This is a genomic window from Sporosarcina sp. P32b, from assembly GCF_002743335.1.
Lineage (GTDB): Bacteria > Bacillota > Bacilli > Bacillales_A > Planococcaceae > Sporosarcina.
On record NZ_PDZB01000006.1, the window covers coordinates 107,945 to 125,180 of the forward strand.

Consider the following 17,236-nt stretch of genomic DNA (forward strand, 5'->3'; position numbering starts at 1 on the left):
TAAACTTTTAGTATATTTAGTGTATTTTGCGAAAGGACGGGTACTGAAGCACGCTTTACATGTAAATATATAGTTCCAATGTAGTGCTTTTCATTCAAGCAATTACCTGTTTATAAAAAACTTTTATCTTAAGTTCATAAAATGGTTTACATGCACGATATATGGGGTATCGTAAGCAAAATAAGTCCATAAACTAGAAAGTAGGTGCCTTATGCTAAAATTATCAAACGAAGCATTGCTCGAAGCCTATGAGCGCACAGAGGAAATACGTGTAGAGCCAGCATTTATTGAGCTACTTAAAGAAGAAATACAACGTCGTGGTATATAGATGCCGTGGCGTTTTTTTATTGACGAATAGATCGAGTGTGTTGAACGAGGGGAAGTGCGCTCTTTTAAGAATATGCCCTACAATACTTTCATTACACAATAAGAAAAGCTACGATACATAGAGGACAAATCTAGAAAAAGATTGGAGGGAGTAGCATACGAAATCGTCAATTTGAAATATTGCTGTATTTATTGAAAGTGAAAAAAGTAACCCATAAAGAATTGTCCGAGATGTTTGAAGTGAGTGTCAAAACGATTCAACGAGATGTGGATAAGTTATCTATGATGGGCGTACCCGTAACGTGTAAACAAGGAAATCAAGGTGGAATCTATATAGAAGAGAGCTACAAGTTAACCGAAAGCTTCTTCACGAATGAAGACTTGCAAACCATCACCATTGCATTGTCGATGTATGATAGTATCTCCTCAAACCGCAATAAAGATCAGGTCATGAAAAAACTAGCTCTTATTTCACCAGAGTTGGTTGATTTATTGGAGACGGATACAAATGATTATTTCGTTGTGGATTTTGCAGGAGAAAAAATAGACATGACCGAAAGCGTTTATAAGAAAATCAATCATTGCTTGGATGAAGAAGTGTTACTGGCAATCACATGCGGCGGTGAACAGATCCTGGTCGCGCCCATAAGTTATGTATTACGGCCGGAAGGGTTATACCTATATGCTCACGACGAGGACTATCTATTGGTGGAAATCTCTGCAATTAAAAAAGCGCAGTGTACCGGAATAGAATTTGAAAGAACATTTATTCCTTACAAAGAAAATACACAGTTCATTTTCAAATAAGACATTAGGTGTCCTATTACGATTGGTATAGTTATTTTCGGAGGGATATCCAATGAAAACTAACGTATATGAAAGCCAATCAATCAATAGACTCATCCTGACGTTCTCTATTCCAGCAATCTTTTCTTTACTCATAGAAATGATGACAGCGGTTGTGGATACTTCCTTTGCGGGACACTTAGGTAGCCAAAGCGAAAGTGCATTGACCGCAATGGGGTTATTATCCCCACTGATGGCGGTATTTGTTGCACTTCAAACACTGTTTGCAATTTCTACAGCTATTATGATTTCTACATATTTAGGTCGAAACGACAAAACGAAACTGAATAATTATTTCCAGAGTGGCTTCATCATGACGATCGTCGTCAGCGCCAGTACGTCATTCCTCGTCTACTCATTCATGCACTCCATATTGTCGATGCTTGGTGCCGAGGTGGAAGTATACGAACTGGCGCAAGATTATTTACGCATTATCCTAATCAGTAATATATTCAGTGCGGTCGGTTATACGCTAACAAGTGTCATACGCGCATTCGGAAATCCAAAAGCGGAAGCCGTCATCATCGTTCTGTCTGTCGTCATCAACGTGGTAGGTAACGCCATCCTGACATTCGGTTTACAGCTCGGAATGGTCGGGATCGCACTCGGTACACTCCTCAGTGAAGTAGTGTGCGCACTGCTGGCTGTCATATATCTCGTGAAAAACGATAACTGGTTTACATCCAACCCCATTTCGCCAAAAGCGTTTATCGCAATGTCGTATAATATGTTAAAAATCGGCTTCGCTCAAACGACGATTCAACTATTGGCAGGCGTAACAGCTTTCATCGTCAATTATCAATTACTGACAGTAGGCGGCAATGCACATATCGCGATGTGGAATATTGCCAATAAAATGTACATGCTACTGTTGATGCCAATCATTGGGATCACACAAGCCGTTCAAACGATCATTGCGTACTTTAACGGAAAAGGCGATGAAGATAAAAAGCTAGTAGTCGTAAAGAAAACCGTACAGTACTGCTTCTTCTACGGAATCGGAATCACAGCGATCGTATTCTTAGTTGGAAAGTATATTCTCGTGCTATTTACAGGAGATCAAGCAATTATCGACTCGGTCATGTCGATCATCCAAGTGATCTTCATCACGTTTCCCATTCTTGGCGTGACGTATACGATCATGACGCTGCTCCAAGTGACAGGTAGCGAAATGAAAGCCGTCATCATTGGAGTAACGAGACAAGTCGTTTCCGTCATACCGCTTGTGATGATCTTGCCGACTATCTTCGAGAAATATGATATTTTCACAATCAGCCCGTCGTTTTCTATCTTCTTTGCGATTCCGCTCGCAGATATACTGACTCTCGGGATGGCTTTATTCTTCTTTAATACAGCGAGAAGTGTCCCCAGTGAAGAACGCTAATATTTTCTTGTGAAAGAGAAAATCACTATTATTTAGAAGTGATGCAATCTTTTATAATAATAATCCATCATTTGGCTATGAAAATGATGGACCTGGTATGAGCTCTCAAATGTTTAATTTGTTTCTTGAAAAGGAAAAATAGAAAGAAAAGGGGGGAGTCCGATGATGGAACCTGTACTTGCGTATAAAAATTGGACGTGGATTCGTATTGACGCAGCCACTCAAAACGAGATTAACGAGCTCCCGGATATTCCATTTGACGGCAAGCGCTGGGCGTTGTCGTTATCTGAACATCAAAACAATAATCTCAAAATGGACGGGTGTGAAGATGGAAAGGAATCGATGTGGGGGTCCGTCGTCTATTCCCAGAACGTGGATGTTCGCAGCGAAAAAGCCATCCTTCATTATTACCTTACAAAAGATATCCTGCTGACATCCGGCATGGATTCGACATTTTTTACGGGGTCTTCCAAACAGCAAGTACTGAATTACATGGACAGAGCAGAGGATGCGATCGAAGGATTTATGGTTCTGATCGGAGAAGTTACGAGCGTGTTCTTACAAGAAATTGAATGTTTTGAAGACCGCATGCATGATTTGCTGTGGAGCGTCAAAGCAAAGAATAATGAGCCAGTCTTTGAACAGATTATGGATAACCGGTACGAAATTCTAGTTTGGAAAAACCTCATCATTCCGTTCACAGAAATTCAAGAAGCCACAGTAGAGGCATTCGGAGAAAACATCTTGGAAGGCTATTTCTACAAACGAACCTGTCGACGGATCCGACGTTGCCGCCAGACAATCCGAGAATATAACGAAGAAATAGGGCAGCTGATCGATCTTGAATCGATCATTTCCTCCTATCGAGGCAATGAAATCGTCAAAACGTTGACCGTCATCACCATGCTCTTCACGCCAGTAGCCGCTTGGGGTGCCTTATGGGGAATGAACTTCAAATTCATGCCGGAACTCGATTGGAAATACGGCTATTTGGGTGCGATTCTCGTCATCGCCCTCTCTACGTGTAGTTTATATTATTACTTAAGAAAGAAAAAGTGGATCGGCAGCGTATTGGAAAGTTCGAAGAATAAAAACTTCTAGAGTGATGAATAACAAGCTAGCAGTCTGCCAATCCAAAAGGAAAAAGTGCTTTCCTGAAACGGAATAGCACTTTTACTCAGTTGATATTCAGGTAAATCCATCATATGTATGTAGTCAGGACACATACTTCGATTCAATTAATTCCACAATCGCATCCCCGACCTCACTAGTCGAAGCACTACCACCTAAATCCGGTGTCAATGCAGATTTCGTCACCAACAACTCTTCAATCGAATCCAACAACAACTTGCCCAAATCTTCAAATCCAAAGAAATCGAACATTTGACTAGCTGACCAAATCGCAGCTAACGGATTGGCTATATGCTGACCCGCTATATCAGGAGCGGATCCGTGAATCGGTTCGAACATAGAAGGGTACGTCTTTTCAGGATTAATATTCGCCCCGGCAGCCAGTCCCATTCCTCCAGCGAGTGCAGCGCCTAAATCCGTCAAAATATCCCCGAATAGGTTCGACGTAACGACCACTTCGAATCGTGCCGGATCTTTAATCATTAACATCGCAGCCGCATCGACCAAATAGCTCGCTGTCTCTACATGTGGATACTCTAGACTTACTTCTTCAAACACTTGATCCCAGAAGACCATCGAGTAGTTCAACGCATTGGCTTTACTAATACTGGTTAGCGTCTTTCCGAGACCCGAAGCCGTCTCAAATGCATAACGAATGATTCGCTCCGTCCCTTTACGAGAGAACACCCCCGTCTGCAACACCACTTCTTCCGGCTTGCCTTTAAACAACCAATCACCGGCACCCGCATATTCACCTTCACTATTTTCACGGATCAACAACATATCAATCGATTCTTTCGTTCCGTTTTCAATAGGACAAGGCGCACCGTTCAATAACTGAATCGGTCGGATATTGACATATTGATCGAACTGTTTACGAATGATTAATAGTAGGTCCCATAATGAAATATGGTCAGGCACTCCAGGGAAACCGACAGCACCTAAGTAGATTGCGTCGAACTTCTCTAGTTGCTCCATCCCGTCACTTGCCATCATCTGTCCATGCTCTAAGTAATACTCGCAGCCCCATGGGAAGTGGGTGAATTCGAAAGAGAGTCGTCCGTCGAGTTCAGCTACACGTTTCATTACTTTGATGCCTTCGTCGATTACTTCTGGGCCGATTCCGTCACCGGGGATTACGGCTATTTTGTAGGGAGTCATTTGGTCACTCTTTTCTGTGTGATTATATATTCTTTATTAGACTATCACTTGTAAATGCAACTTCACAGGGGTATTCGTAGAGGAAGCCCGGCCAAGCCATATTCGTGTCCTGAAGTACCGCTGAATATGGCAGACCTTCCACAAATAGTAGAGATACAAATCTTCCACGTTTATTAAAAATCCATAGAGATAGATCTCAATCAATAGAATGACAAATGAAGTCAGGGCCACACGAATAATTTGACGTTGATGGCAGGATAGTTTTGAAAAACACCGTGATACTTTTCACTTAATACTCCATAATGGCTTTAGAGAATGTATGAATTATCGAAAGGTTAAATTTTACTACTCTCTATCAAGATTGATCCGCCACAACTATTGTTTTATACTACTAATATAATGAATTATTCTACTTACTTGAATTAATGATTTATTAAATTAGTAAATATGCGTGAGGTGCAACAATGACATACTGGAATTTTTCTCCGATACCGAATATAGAAGAATCAAACTTTAATAAAATACTTGAACGATTTTATAATCTTAAAATTTCTGGACTTATTCGTGAAAACTTACAAAACTCTCTTGATGGAAGACTATTGGAATCTAAAGAGCCCGTAAAAGTAATGATAAAAACAGGAATGATAAAGAGTAAGAACGTCCCTGGAATAAGTGAGGTAATTGATAGAATACATAGCTTAAAAGGACGAAATAGTTATACGACTGAAGCGATAAACCATATGGTGAAAATGGCGGAAGAGGAAGAGGTTCACTATATCTCTTTTGAAGATATCAACACCCGGGGGTTGTCGGGCGCTAAAAATGGTCAAAGTGATTCCACGAAAGATACATGGGCTATTTACGCATACAACAAAGGTGTCCATTCTGAAGAAGAGGATACTGCAGTTGAGACGTCTAGGGGTGGATCGCATGGTGTAGGTAAAATTGCTTCGAATGCTGCTTCTGATTTGAATGTAATGTATTTTGCCAACTGTGATGAATTTGGAGAACAACATTTAGGTGGAACAGTACAGTTGATTGAACACGAGTATCAAGATCAGAGTTATCGTTCAACAGGTTACTTCGCTAAATTAGAGCATCTTGAAACAGGTAGGAATAAAACAAAGTTCTATCCGTTTCAGAATGATTTCAATGAAGTGTTTGAAAAGAAGACACGTGGTTTGAAAATTATAATTCCTTTCTTAAGAAAAGAATATAGTGATCAACGTGAGATTATTCGAAGCGTTTGTGATAGCTTTTTCATATCTATTATACTTAATAAATTAGAAGTAGATGTAAACGGTAAATTAATTAACGCATCTAATATAGAAGACTTTGTAAATGACTCTGAGTACTATACACAAAATATTGCAGATATGAAAGCGGAGTTTACGCCACTTTATGTTAATACATATTTAAAAGAAGAACCGAAAAAAATTAGTGTGTCAGACGGTAAAGAAGATTACAATTTCAATCTCTTTTTTAGATATGACGAGGAAATACCTAAAGGTCGTGTAGCGATAGTTAGAACGATTGGAATGAAGATTGAAGATAAAAAGGTTAAAAATAAAGCGAATCAACCGTTTAATGCCGTACTAATAGGTGGAGCGAAGGAAGATGCCTATTTAAAGTCATTAGAAAATGAATCTCATACTGAATTATCGGTTGATCATATGAAAGATCCAGATCTCCAGAGACGAGCAAAACGATTTATTAATAATTTATCTAAAGAGATAACTATCATTTTAGACGAAGCTATTACAGATCAGAATCCTACAGATGGAAAAATGGATACTAAAGATATTTTGTATGTATCTGAAATCCAATTAAAAAAAGAAGTTTCTAAAGCAATGGGTGCGGTAGTTATTGATAAGAAAAAACCGGTTGTTAAAGTTCAAGATGACTCATTGCCACCTAATAATAAAGAACCTAATAAAGGCAAGAAAAAAACGAAGACACCTGCTTTGATTAAACCAGTTAAGAGAGACAAAGCAGCTAGTGATGAAAACGATTCGCCAGAAGAGCAGACATTAAGCTTATATACAGTTCATCCAAACACAGTAGAGCGTGTGGTAGTAGGAGACAAGGAAATTGTTCGCTTTAATCTATCCAGTAATAAAGAAGTGAAAAAGGCGGCCACATGTAATGTAGGGATTTCAATCATTGATGGTATGGGGAAAGAATATAAGAATGCATTCCGATTAGAAGATAATTATAACGAAATTTATGATAAAGTTGCGGGGGCTAAATGCTCTTTAAAAAACAACAAAATCAACCAAGTTACAATCAATCAAGGTATAGCTGAATTAACGTTTAAATTAAAAAGTGACTATAACCGAGCATTGAAATTTGTTTATTACGTAGAGGTGTAAAATGATATACAAAAAAGATGCTAACTTTCCTTATCCAGTTCTAACGAATACATCCAATAGTTATGAGAGTGGCGGATTTACGTTAAATGTTGATTTAAAGGAAAATACCGACAACTATCGTTTTGATATAGAATATGAAATAGAATCAGACTTTTTGAAGGAGTTGCTCTTTACTAGAAAAGCTAAGCTCTATCTTGTGGTTCAATCAAAAGACAATAAATTTTTCGAAGTGGATTTAAATACAATGTTCATAGATATACCCAAGACAAGAATATCTATAAATAATCGAACTTCACTTCAAATGAGTATTCAATCAAAAGAAGAGATTTCGTTTGCATATAATGATGATATTAATAGTTTCTTCAAAGAGTTTAGGGAAGAGATTATAGTTTCACGTTACGCCATCCTTGGATTTTCAAATACAGTTATCTTTGAAGGTAGCTCATCAAGACCGTTTGATTTGTTTGAAAGAAAAGTAAATTCAGCGCTATCATCTGCTATCAAAATAGAGTTGGGCAGTGAAACGATCATTATTCATTATCGAGATGTTGATTTACAATTTGTCGGCTTACCCATGAGTGGGAATTTTAATAATCCTTATATCTACATGGGGCTTCAGAAAGCGTTATCCCGCTTCATTAGTAACTATGGCGAAGATGGTCAGGTAGATTTACATGATATAGATTTACCAACTGATCAATTGGATGCAAAACTGTATAGACTTATGAAAGCGAAAATGGTTTTTGAATTAACAACAGAAACTATTGATGAGGCAATTTATAATATCTCCGACAAAGTAATTGAGAAGTATGCACTAGCGGTAAAGGGGTTGGCTACGAGTGGAGATTAGAATATTAGAAAAGGGTTATAAAAAAAATCCTGAGTTTTATCAAGACTTTTTAGATGACAAGATCGCGGACAAGGAAGAATACTTCTCTGATGAAACAGTGAATATACAATCCGCGCCTGAATTTCCGTTTTATATCGCAAAAAAGAATGATGAACAACGAAAAGTTTTATTTCTAGAAGCCTTTAATACGATTGAGAAATATTATCTGTCCAGCGATAGGGATTTACATTTAGATGAACAGTTTTGGCACTCCTTGTTAATCCTGAAAAAACGAGATTTCTTACTGGAAACGTATCCCGAGATTCAAGAAGGCATAGAGAACTTTAATAATATAGTAGTGAAAGACTTCGACTGGGAGAACTATATTTATAAATCAGTACTAGCTGCTGAATACATCTCTGATCTGGTAACGGATGAGACGGAGCGGCAGCGATATTATGAGATTATTATAGATAACTTAGATCTATATAATTATATGATTAAGTACGAAGTCTTCAGGAGTAAGCAATTCGTATTTAATATTTTAACAATTGTAGATGAACTGGGAATTTCAAGTCTATTGAAGAAAAAGATTGTAGGTCGTAGTGATTTGGCAACTGATACAAGAATAGGGCGACAAGTACTTTTTGAATTCAATAAGAATTATCCAGTAATTATGTCGCCAATGATGGCGAAAGAAGAGCTGAAAGAATTATTTGTGGAGTACTTGGGGTATTATACAAGTGTTGAGCAATTAGGGGCTCTTGTTTAAAGAATATATTCAATAATCCAACGGGAAAGCCTGCGCACAAGTAACCTTTTCACAAAAATATTTTTCTTGTGGGGATTATAGTGCCGCCGATTGAATAATTACCCTGAGGTTATTGAGAAGAAATAATATCTAAAGAGATATGTAAAATGAATGAAACTACAAAACCGTGTGAGGCCAAGACACTTATAAAACTTGGGTTCACACGGCTTTACTTTTTCTGGATTTTCTAGTCTTCTAATAGAAGATCTAATTCATAATTTTAATTTCTATTAAATCTTCTATATTATAATATTCAGCCAGCAATCCAATGTAGTTAAAAATTGTTTGGGCATCAATATTTGTTTCTACATACAGGCCTTCCATATTTTCTCCTTTTCTGAAAAAAGATTGGTTGTACGAGAGAAGTTTTTGGAACTGTCTTTGTTTAGCCAAATCTAAATAACCTTCCAAATCCTGATCGGCTAGATATTTCAAGAAAATTAATAAAACAGACTTCCAAGTCTCTGTTTTAAAAGATTGTTCTTCTATTTTTAAGAGTGTTGGTTTTTTTCCAGTAACAATAATAGGATCAATTATATTGAAGAATATATCTTCATCAACTCCGTCTAATATCGAGTTATTATAACGATCCTCTGGGAGTGACCAAATCAAGAGGGCGGCTTTAAATAAATCTTCAGCTCTTTTAAGTATGTTATCTTTATTCCAGTTCACAAATTTTGCGATATCACGTGTGATTTTAATATTAGATTGTTTATAAAAGGACTTTTTCGTGTTGAATTCTCGATTAGATAACTCAGAGTTATAATTTGTTAAGGTTAAATTTCCGATAGTATCTTTCAAGATAATATGAACCTCATTCGATCCTTTGCCTAACTCACTCTTCCAAGTGGGACTTAAAGATTGCGGCATAATATGTTCTATTGTAATAGTTTCCATATCGACAAGTTCTTTATGACCACTAGATTCTATATTAGAAAGTAGTATAACCGCCAGTCTACTTTTGCGTTGATAGATATCTCCGTTGATAAAGTTGTCTTTAAACTTTTCATTGCGTGGGAAGGTTGCACTTCCTTTACGGCTCATTAAATAATCTTCAACTGCGGCTACTATTCCAGTAACTTCTTGTCTTTTGATTACCTCTTTCCCCATTGAAGCGAACACTTTGTTAAGAGCATTTGTAGGTAAGTTACAGACTAACCGACGTATCAAATAAGAAGTAATTATGTTTAATACGTTTATAAATTCGTCTTGTAATATCGATTTCTCGTTATAGTACATATCAAATATTTGGAGTAAGTAAGGAAATGCGACAGTGGATTGCATTTGATTGAACGTTCTTAAATAATATGCTACTTCTTTTTCAGGTGCATCTTGTCTGAGAAACAATTTATAAAATTTTGCGTACTTAAATAATTGCTCCAATATCTCTATACTTTCAAATTGATTATTTGTAACATATATTTTAAATTGTTGGTATACTCGGCCTTTATTAGGAATAATTCCAGTTTTCATGGTTAGAAAATCTCGTATGAAGTCAGAAATTTTCGCGTTGGTTAGTTGTTTTTCAATCGGAAGCCAGTAGTTTTTATACATCATTTCTTGTGAGTGTGGCGGTTGATTCATTAATAAGTAATTCCTGATTAGATCTGATTGAGTCAATGCGAGTCCTGTAGAGTTTAAACTCTCAAATATAACTTGAGGATTTTCATCCTTTCTACCTTGTTCCAGTTCTATATATACAACTTTCACTTTCATTAGTGCTTCATAAATTTCCTTTGTTGATGAATTCGAGTGTTGAAGTAAATACATTAAGTGCTTATAGTTCTTATGTATCTTAGAATTCCTGTCCGATGTGTCATGAATCATTAATTCGTTATATGCATCTCTGTCTTCTTGCACGGGGATTAATTTACTAGAGTAGGCGGTATCTACATTTCTGTTTTCAAAGTACATATTCCGAATATCAGAAGCATCTAAATGCTCTTTTCCTAATGTATCGTGAATAGCTTTTAGTAATAAAAATGTTGTTGTAATTCTTTGCTGCCCATCTATTATAATTAAATCTGTACCCATTCCAGGAAATGAAGATTTAACAAACACTACAGTTCCCAAAAAGTGACCTTTATAGCCATCTTCAGTTACAATTCGTTCAATGTCATAGAAGTATTGGTTTACTTGCTCCTCCACCCATTCATAATTCCTTTGATAAACAGGAACGCGGAAGACAGTTTTTTGCTTGTTTAAGAATTCTAATAATAAAATAGTACCTGCATCCATTTATATTCCTCTCCTTCGATATCTACTCTATAGGGTATTTAGATAGTCTCTCACTCTTCCTCTCAAAATACCAATGCAACCGATACTCGCAAATCTCCCGTACCCATTTAAATAAAACATCTTCATGCTGCTCATAAATTTCGATCTGCGGTCCAAACGCACCACCCTCAAACACAAACAAACCTTTAGAAGATCCACTCCACTTCATCATCGGCATTGTAGCGACCAATTTGGCTACCTTATCTTCATCATATTCTCGAAGCGACTGACCTTGTCTATCCGACAAATCCGCATCACGACGATAAGGTTTATCCATTAAATACGCATGGAAGAAGGGGGAGACTTCTTTCGGTGTCACTGATTGATACCAATCAGACACTCCTCTAGTCAGCATATACTTCAATAGAATCATCTTATAACTTTTATTCATCAGCGTTTTATTGATTTCAATTAGCAAATCTTTATGTTGAGTCAGTACTTCCTTCTCCACCTCATTTAACTCCTGGGCGTAGTCTAGCAATATCGGATACGTCTTAAACTTCTGCTGAATAGCCCGCGCATCTTCATTCGCTTTCAAATGATACTCAAGATACGTCGGTCGGTGTCCAAGTTCTGCTTTCAAATCGAAATACGCATTGATCAATCGTTGCTGAATCGGTTCGTTTTGTTTCATCGCTTCAAGTAAGTCGATGATAGCTGTTTCGAAATGGAATTCGAAATAGCCACTCTCGGTAAATGTTTCGTTGCTGATTTTTGTAGGTAATTCTTTGTCTTCGTTAAACACTTCAAATTTCTTCCGCGCATTGCGGTAGTTTCCGATCAAATCGATAATTACACAATGGGATTTACCGGTAGCTATACGCAAACCGCGTCCGATCTGCTGGGTGAAGACGGTCAGCGATTCGGTAGGGCGGGCGAATAGGAGGGTGTCTACACTTGGAATATCCACGCCTTCATTGAATAAATCTACAGTGAAAATGATATCAAGTTGACCTGTTTCTAGTAAGTTTCGTGCAGTAGTACGCGTATGCCGGTCTGTGTTTCCGTACAAGGCGAGTGAGCGATAGCCGGCTTTGGTGAAGTAGTCGCTTAAGTAGATCGCTTGTTTGATGGAAGAACAGAAGCCGATCGTTCGCGTTTGTTTATTTTTGTTCCATGCTTCGAGTACTGCTTGTGCATAGCTGTCTCGTAGTTGCAGACGTAATAGTTCTTCTTCATCGTACGAGTTATTTCTCCATTTTAATTGACTGTAATCCGTTTCGTCCATTACGCCATAGTAGACGAAAGGGGAGAGCCAGTTTTGTCGGATGGCATCTAGGAAGTGGATTGAGATCGCTTCGTTGCCGTCGCATAGGCTGTAGACGTCTTTGTTGTCAAGGCGGTCAGGTGTTGCGGTCAGACCAAGTAGGAATTCCGGTTTGAAGTAGTCCAGTACCCGTTCGTATGTAGTGGCGGCCGCGTGATGGAATTCGTCCACGACAATCAGGTCGAACGCAGTCGGAGAGAATTGGTGCAAGTGGTATTGTCTCGCGAGTGTCTGGATGGATGCGAAGACGAATTCCGTGTCTGCTTGTCTTTGTTGGCCGTTGTAGATTCCACTTGTACGGTTCGGAAAGACCCGTTCGAATGAAGCTTGTGCTTGCGTAAGCAATTCTTCACGGTGCGCGATAAAGAGTACGCGTTTGTATGATTCCGCAAAGAAAGCAGCTAGATACGTTTTCCCGAGTCCTGTTGCAAGGACGACGAGAGCCTTTTCGTAGCCGGCTTCAACGGTTTGATTGAGCGCAGTTAGAGCATGAACTTGCGCAGGTCGTGGATCTAAGACAGATGATTGATACGGTTCTGATGGATCGACCGTGCTGCTTTCATCTTGTTCCGTTGCACCGAATGTCATGTCGATTTCAGTTTTAGGTTCCCATACTGAACTAAAGGGGAGTTTGCGATTCGTTTCGTCGTATCGTGTTCTATACAATTCGATTTGTTCATTGTTGATTGGTACTGTGTTGGCAGATAGGAACAACTTCATGAATTCATTTGCAGACGTTTCGAATAGTTCTTCGTCTACTGTCGATGGTGCGTAAAGATTCCATTCGATTCCTTTCGTCAAGGCGGAGCGCGATAAGTTAGACGATCCTATGATGACGGTGGCGCTGTTCTGTGATTTGAATAGATACGCTTTAGGATGAAAGGATGTACCGCCACTTTCGATCATGCGCAGTTCCGCAGCAGGTAATCCTTCATGTAATAATTTCAGTGCATCGGGTTGTGTAATCGATAAATAATCGCCGGTCAGTATTTTGATATCCGCGCCACGCATAGAAGCGTCACGTAAAGCGGGGAGTACTTCGCTCACACCAGATTTCATCATGAATGCGGTCATCCAGTAGATCGTATCCGCTTTGGCAGTTAGTCGCTTTAAGTCGCTTAGCAAGTTTTTCGTCAGGAGACGCAGTTTAGTCATCCGCTACTTCCACGAGATAGATTCTTTCATTAAACCCACCACGGGCTTTAGCTTTCTCTGCGCGTACCGATTCCAATTCCTCTACCGTTACACCATGATAAGCCGCTGCCGCATGAATGAGTTCCAGTAGATCAGATAGTTCTTCCACAGCATCTTCCGCGTTGGTGGCTTCTTCGTACTCCGCCAGTTCTTCGTGCATCTTTTTATTAATTTCCGCTATGTAGTGTGAATCATTCAGTACGCGGGTCACGCACGTTTTTCCGTCCGCTTCGATGATTTCTGGAATCAGGTCGCGTACCAGTTTATTGTAGATGGGCATAGAGATCTCTCCTTCAATTCCGTAATTTGCTTTATTCTACCATAATCCATCATAAACTGTGATGACCAAAAGCGCTTCACTGTCGAAATATCGAAATATATAGTATTCCTAGTGACTTTAAATGTAAATGTCTTAGCTATATCTAAAAATGATTGACTAGTATAGGCGAATAGTAAATAATAGATAGTAAGCAACTCTTTTATATATAATTAGTTGTAGGTACTTTGAATTATAATTTAGTATTAATTTCCTTTTATTAAGGAAATGAGGAGGTGGAGCGAATGCTTTCGACACCAAACTACCAAGAATATACACAAATTTTCGGAACCTATTCATTGAAGATGATGTTCATATCGTTTTTAGTGATGGGATTCGCATCCTACACCACACTCGTATTATATGAACGTATGCAAAAGCCTAGTATTTTCAAACAGGGGGTTTGGTTAACCCTTACGTCTTTGTCTATGGCATTTGGGATTTGGGCTACACATTTTCTAACTTTCAATTCATTATTACTGCCAATTGAGATTCATATACAGTATGGTTGGGCAATTTTATGTATTGTACCCGTCTTTCTTGCGTTTTTGCTGGCGTTCCACCTTGTGCAAGGTCCGTTGAGGGTATGTTGGCGGCATATAGTAGCAGCGTTGCTCATTGTGATTGGGATGAGTACGATGTATTTTTTGAGCGCAAAATCGATTAAGGTGAATGCGTATATAGGTTTTGATTGGAAACTAGTGGTTGTGAGTAGTATAGTGGGCGGATTGTTCGCCTTTATAGCAATCCACGGTGTAGGTAAGACAAAGCGTATTGTGATTTCTAAAGTGTTTGCTACTTTGTATTTAACAGTCGGTACACTCGTGATGCATTATTTTGTCATAGGGGGTACTAACTATTATATAGAAGAAGGACAAGCGTTAAGTGAGTCCGTAATGCATATGGATATTATGAATACGTTGATCGCCGTTGGGGTTGGGCTGTTGCTTGTTGGGATGTTGTTGACTTCCTATATTGACCGTTATGTCGATTATTGGCTGAAGTTTTTCGATGTTCTGACGAAACTGCCGAATCGACGGAATTGGGAGCGTTGTTTGACGGAAGACATCGCAGTGGGAGATGTCGCGATTTGGAATTTCCCAGATCTACCGCGCATCAATCAATTATACGGCTACTCAGAAGGGGACAAGATTTTGCAGCAAATCGGATCGTTGCTTGCGAAGTGGAAGCCTTCTTACGCTCAGCTGTATCGTGTCAGCGGAAATCGATTTCTCTTTTGTGTCGAACATGCAGGACGAACTGCCGATTTTTATAAAAACCTAGTTATCATGCAGCGTGAAATCGATCAACTACTGCCTATTTCGAACCAAGAGATGCGCTATGCATGTGGTTTAGCCAAGGCTGATCAGAACAAGTCTGTGAAAACGTTATATAAAGAATCGTTAATGGTCGTGGAACAAGCGGCAGCTTCACATGAATGGGGATTGATGACGTTCAATCCAGCCATCCATGGAATGTCTTACGAGCAAGATGTTTTACGTGATATTTCTCAGGCGCTTGATGAAAAACACATTTATCTTGTCTATCAACCGAAAGTAAAAGGTACTTCACATGAATTTGTTGGCGTGGAAGCATTGCTTCGTTGGACGCATCCAAAACTCGGAGCGATTCCGCCGGCTACTTTCGTTCCAATCTTGGAGCAAGAAGGGCGAATGGGGGAAGTGACGGACTGGATCATTCGTGAAGTGTGCAGGCAGATTCATAACTGGGATTCCCAAAGTATTCACGTACCGCAAGTAGCAATCAATATTCCAGGTGAATACGTGACCGATCCGCATTTACTCGATCTGTTATGGAAGGAAACCAATGCGTACCGACTGGATCCAGGTCGTATTGAACTGGAGATGACGGAAACGAGTACGGCGAAATCCACCACCCAGGCTATTGCTGCGATGAAGCGATTCAGGCGCTATGGTTTTTCAATTGCCCTCGATGATTTCGGGACAGGCGTGTCGTCTTTATCCTTTTTACAGCAGATGCCCATTACGACGTTGAAAATCGATAAATCCTTTACGGATGGGGTACCGGCGCCAGCGAAGAAGTGCGCGGTACTGAATGCCATAATAGCGATTGGCTGCTCGATGGATCTAACCATAGTCGTCGAAGGGGTAGAGAGAGTAGAACAAGTGGAATTCTTACTGGATTTGAAACCGGATTTGACGTTCCAAGGGTACTATTTCTCGAAACCATTGACGGTTCCGCAGTTTGAAAACTGGCTTTCGGAGTCGAATAAGCGGGGGTTCGTACATCCATGACCTGATATGGTGAGGAGATTTATTTATATTTTCATAGATGGATAGTTCATTGGTGTGATATACTAGTTCTATCGCACCAATGAATTGTATATTCTATGAATACATACATTAGCAATAGACCATATCGTCTGAGAGGGTGGAAGAATTTGTCCAATGATTCAGGAATTTTATTGGAAAGCGGCACAAATGAGCTGGAGATTGTCGGATTTGAGATGCAAGGAAACCGCTATGGCATCAACGTGATTAAAGTGAAGGAAATCATTATGCCACTGAAGATTACACCGATTCCCCATGCGCATTTTGCGGTGGAGGGAATTATTCAGCTGCGCGGTGAAGTATTGCCGGTTGTCAGTATGGAGAAAATCTTAGGTATGGCGCCTTCAAGTCATCCAGAAGATGCAAAGTATATCGTCGCTGCGTTTAATAAACAAACCGTCGTTTTCCGGGTACATAATGTAACGCAGATCCACCGTATTTCTTGGAATCAAATCGAGAAACCTTCTGGTATTTATGCAGCAGAGAATTCCCAGGTGATTGGCGTTATCAAACTTGATGGCGATATGTTGCTGCTGCTTGATTTCGAAAAGATCATTATGGATATTAATCCGGATGCAGGGATTAACGTGGAGCAAGTGAAGAAGCTTGGGAAGCGTGAGCGTTCAGATAAACGCATTCTGATTGCGGAAGATTCGCCGTTATTGCGTAAGTTATTGTATGACACGCTCAGTGAAGCCGGCTACGCGAATCTCGACTTTTATGAAAACGGGAAAGATGCGTTTGATTATCTAGGGACACTAGTGGCGGATGGTGTGGATGTGAAGGAGGAAGTCCAGTTGGTCATCACGGATATTGAGATGCCGCAAATGGACGGACATCACTTCACGAAACGCATTCGCGAAACCCCTCAACTTGCCGGACTGCCGATTATTATCTTCTCTTCACTCATCACAGATGACCTGAAGCATAAAGGGGACAGTGTCGGAGCGGACGATCAAGTCAGTAAGCCGGAAATCGCAGAATTGGTATTGAAGATTGATAAGTATAT

General features: G+C 39.4%; 13 protein-coding genes. 9 read left to right on the plus strand and 4 right to left on the minus strand.

What is annotated here, in order from left to right:
- Positions 1–211 precede the first annotated feature (211 nt).
- The 4 genes from sda (at position 212) to CSV64_RS06895 (ending at position 3,658) form a co-directional block, all read left to right on the plus strand.
- Positions 212–328, plus strand: a complete 117-nt coding sequence (sda, locus tag CSV64_RS06880) for a sporulation histidine kinase inhibitor Sda (protein WP_099634002.1) — start codon at positions 212–214, stop codon at positions 326–328.
- Positions 329–504: 176 nt separating this feature from the next.
- Positions 505–1,134: a helix-turn-helix transcriptional regulator gene (locus CSV64_RS06885; RefSeq protein ID WP_255397624.1), complete on the plus strand. Its 630-nt coding sequence runs from the start codon at positions 505–507 to the stop codon at positions 1,132–1,134.
- Between the two features lie 52 nt (positions 1,135–1,186).
- Positions 1,187–2,557 carry an MATE family efflux transporter gene (locus CSV64_RS06890; protein ID WP_099634004.1) on the plus strand — a complete coding sequence of 457 codons (1,371 nt, stop codon included), beginning with the start codon at positions 1,187–1,189 and terminating at the stop codon, positions 2,555–2,557.
- A 162-nt stretch (positions 2,558–2,719) separates the two neighbouring features.
- The gene (locus CSV64_RS06895; RefSeq protein ID WP_099634005.1) at positions 2,720–3,658 is read left to right on the plus strand and encodes a magnesium transporter CorA family protein; all 939 of its coding nucleotides are present in this window, start codon (positions 2,720–2,722) and stop codon (positions 3,656–3,658) included.
- A gap of 114 nt (positions 3,659–3,772) precedes the next feature.
- Here CSV64_RS06895 and CSV64_RS06900 read toward each other — a convergent pair whose 3' ends face one another.
- Positions 3,773–4,849 carry a tartrate dehydrogenase gene (locus CSV64_RS06900; RefSeq protein WP_099634006.1) on the minus strand — a complete coding sequence of 359 codons (1,077 nt, stop codon included), beginning with the start codon at positions 4,847–4,849 and terminating at the stop codon, positions 3,773–3,775.
- A gap of 464 nt (positions 4,850–5,313) precedes the next feature.
- Here CSV64_RS06900 and CSV64_RS06905 point away from each other — a divergent pair, with 464 nt between their 5' ends.
- From CSV64_RS06905 to CSV64_RS06915, 3 genes are read left to right on the plus strand one after another with little or no spacing between them, the layout of a single operon-like run.
- Positions 5,314–7,221: a hypothetical protein gene (locus tag CSV64_RS06905; RefSeq protein ID WP_099634007.1), complete on the plus strand. Its 1,908-nt coding sequence runs from the start codon at positions 5,314–5,316 to the stop codon at positions 7,219–7,221.
- A gap of 1 nt (position 7,222) precedes the next feature.
- On the plus strand, positions 7,223–8,071 hold the full coding sequence (locus CSV64_RS06910) for a hypothetical protein (protein ID WP_099634008.1): 849 nt from the start codon (positions 7,223–7,225) through the stop codon (positions 8,069–8,071).
- A complete protein-coding gene (locus CSV64_RS06915) occupies positions 8,061–8,822 on the plus strand; it encodes a hypothetical protein (protein WP_099634009.1) in 762 nt (253 codons plus the stop codon). Before CSV64_RS06910 ends, CSV64_RS06915 begins: the two co-directional genes overlap by 11 nt.
- A 246-nt stretch (positions 8,823–9,068) precedes the next feature.
- On the opposite strand, the gene CSV64_RS06920 is transcribed toward CSV64_RS06915, so the two are convergent.
- Genes CSV64_RS06920 through CSV64_RS06930 form a run of 3 tightly spaced genes read right to left on the minus strand, consistent with a single transcriptional unit; the run spans position 9,069 to position 13,879 of the window.
- Positions 9,069–11,099: a DUF262 domain-containing protein gene (locus CSV64_RS06920; protein WP_099634010.1), complete on the minus strand. Its 2,031-nt coding sequence runs from the start codon at positions 11,097–11,099 to the stop codon at positions 9,069–9,071.
- Positions 11,100–11,121: 22 nt separating this feature from the next.
- Complete coding sequence (locus CSV64_RS06925; protein WP_099634011.1) at positions 11,122–13,560, minus strand: DEAD/DEAH box helicase family protein; 2,439 nt, start codon at positions 13,558–13,560, stop codon at positions 11,122–11,124.
- Positions 13,553–13,879, minus strand: coding sequence for a nucleoside triphosphate pyrophosphohydrolase (locus tag CSV64_RS06930; RefSeq protein ID WP_099634012.1), 327 nt, complete (start codon positions 13,877–13,879; stop codon positions 13,553–13,555). The genes CSV64_RS06925 and CSV64_RS06930 overlap by 8 nt, the downstream gene beginning before the upstream one ends.
- 281 nt (positions 13,880–14,160) lie before the next feature.
- Between CSV64_RS06930 and CSV64_RS06935 the strand changes: the two genes are divergently transcribed.
- On the plus strand, positions 14,161–16,191 hold the full coding sequence (locus tag CSV64_RS06935; RefSeq protein WP_099634013.1) for a bifunctional diguanylate cyclase/phosphodiesterase: 2,031 nt from the start codon (positions 14,161–14,163) through the stop codon (positions 16,189–16,191).
- 146 nt (positions 16,192–16,337) lie between these two features.
- Positions 16,338–17,236: chemotaxis protein (locus CSV64_RS06940; protein WP_099679268.1), on the plus strand; the 899-nt coding region annotated here is incomplete at its 3' end.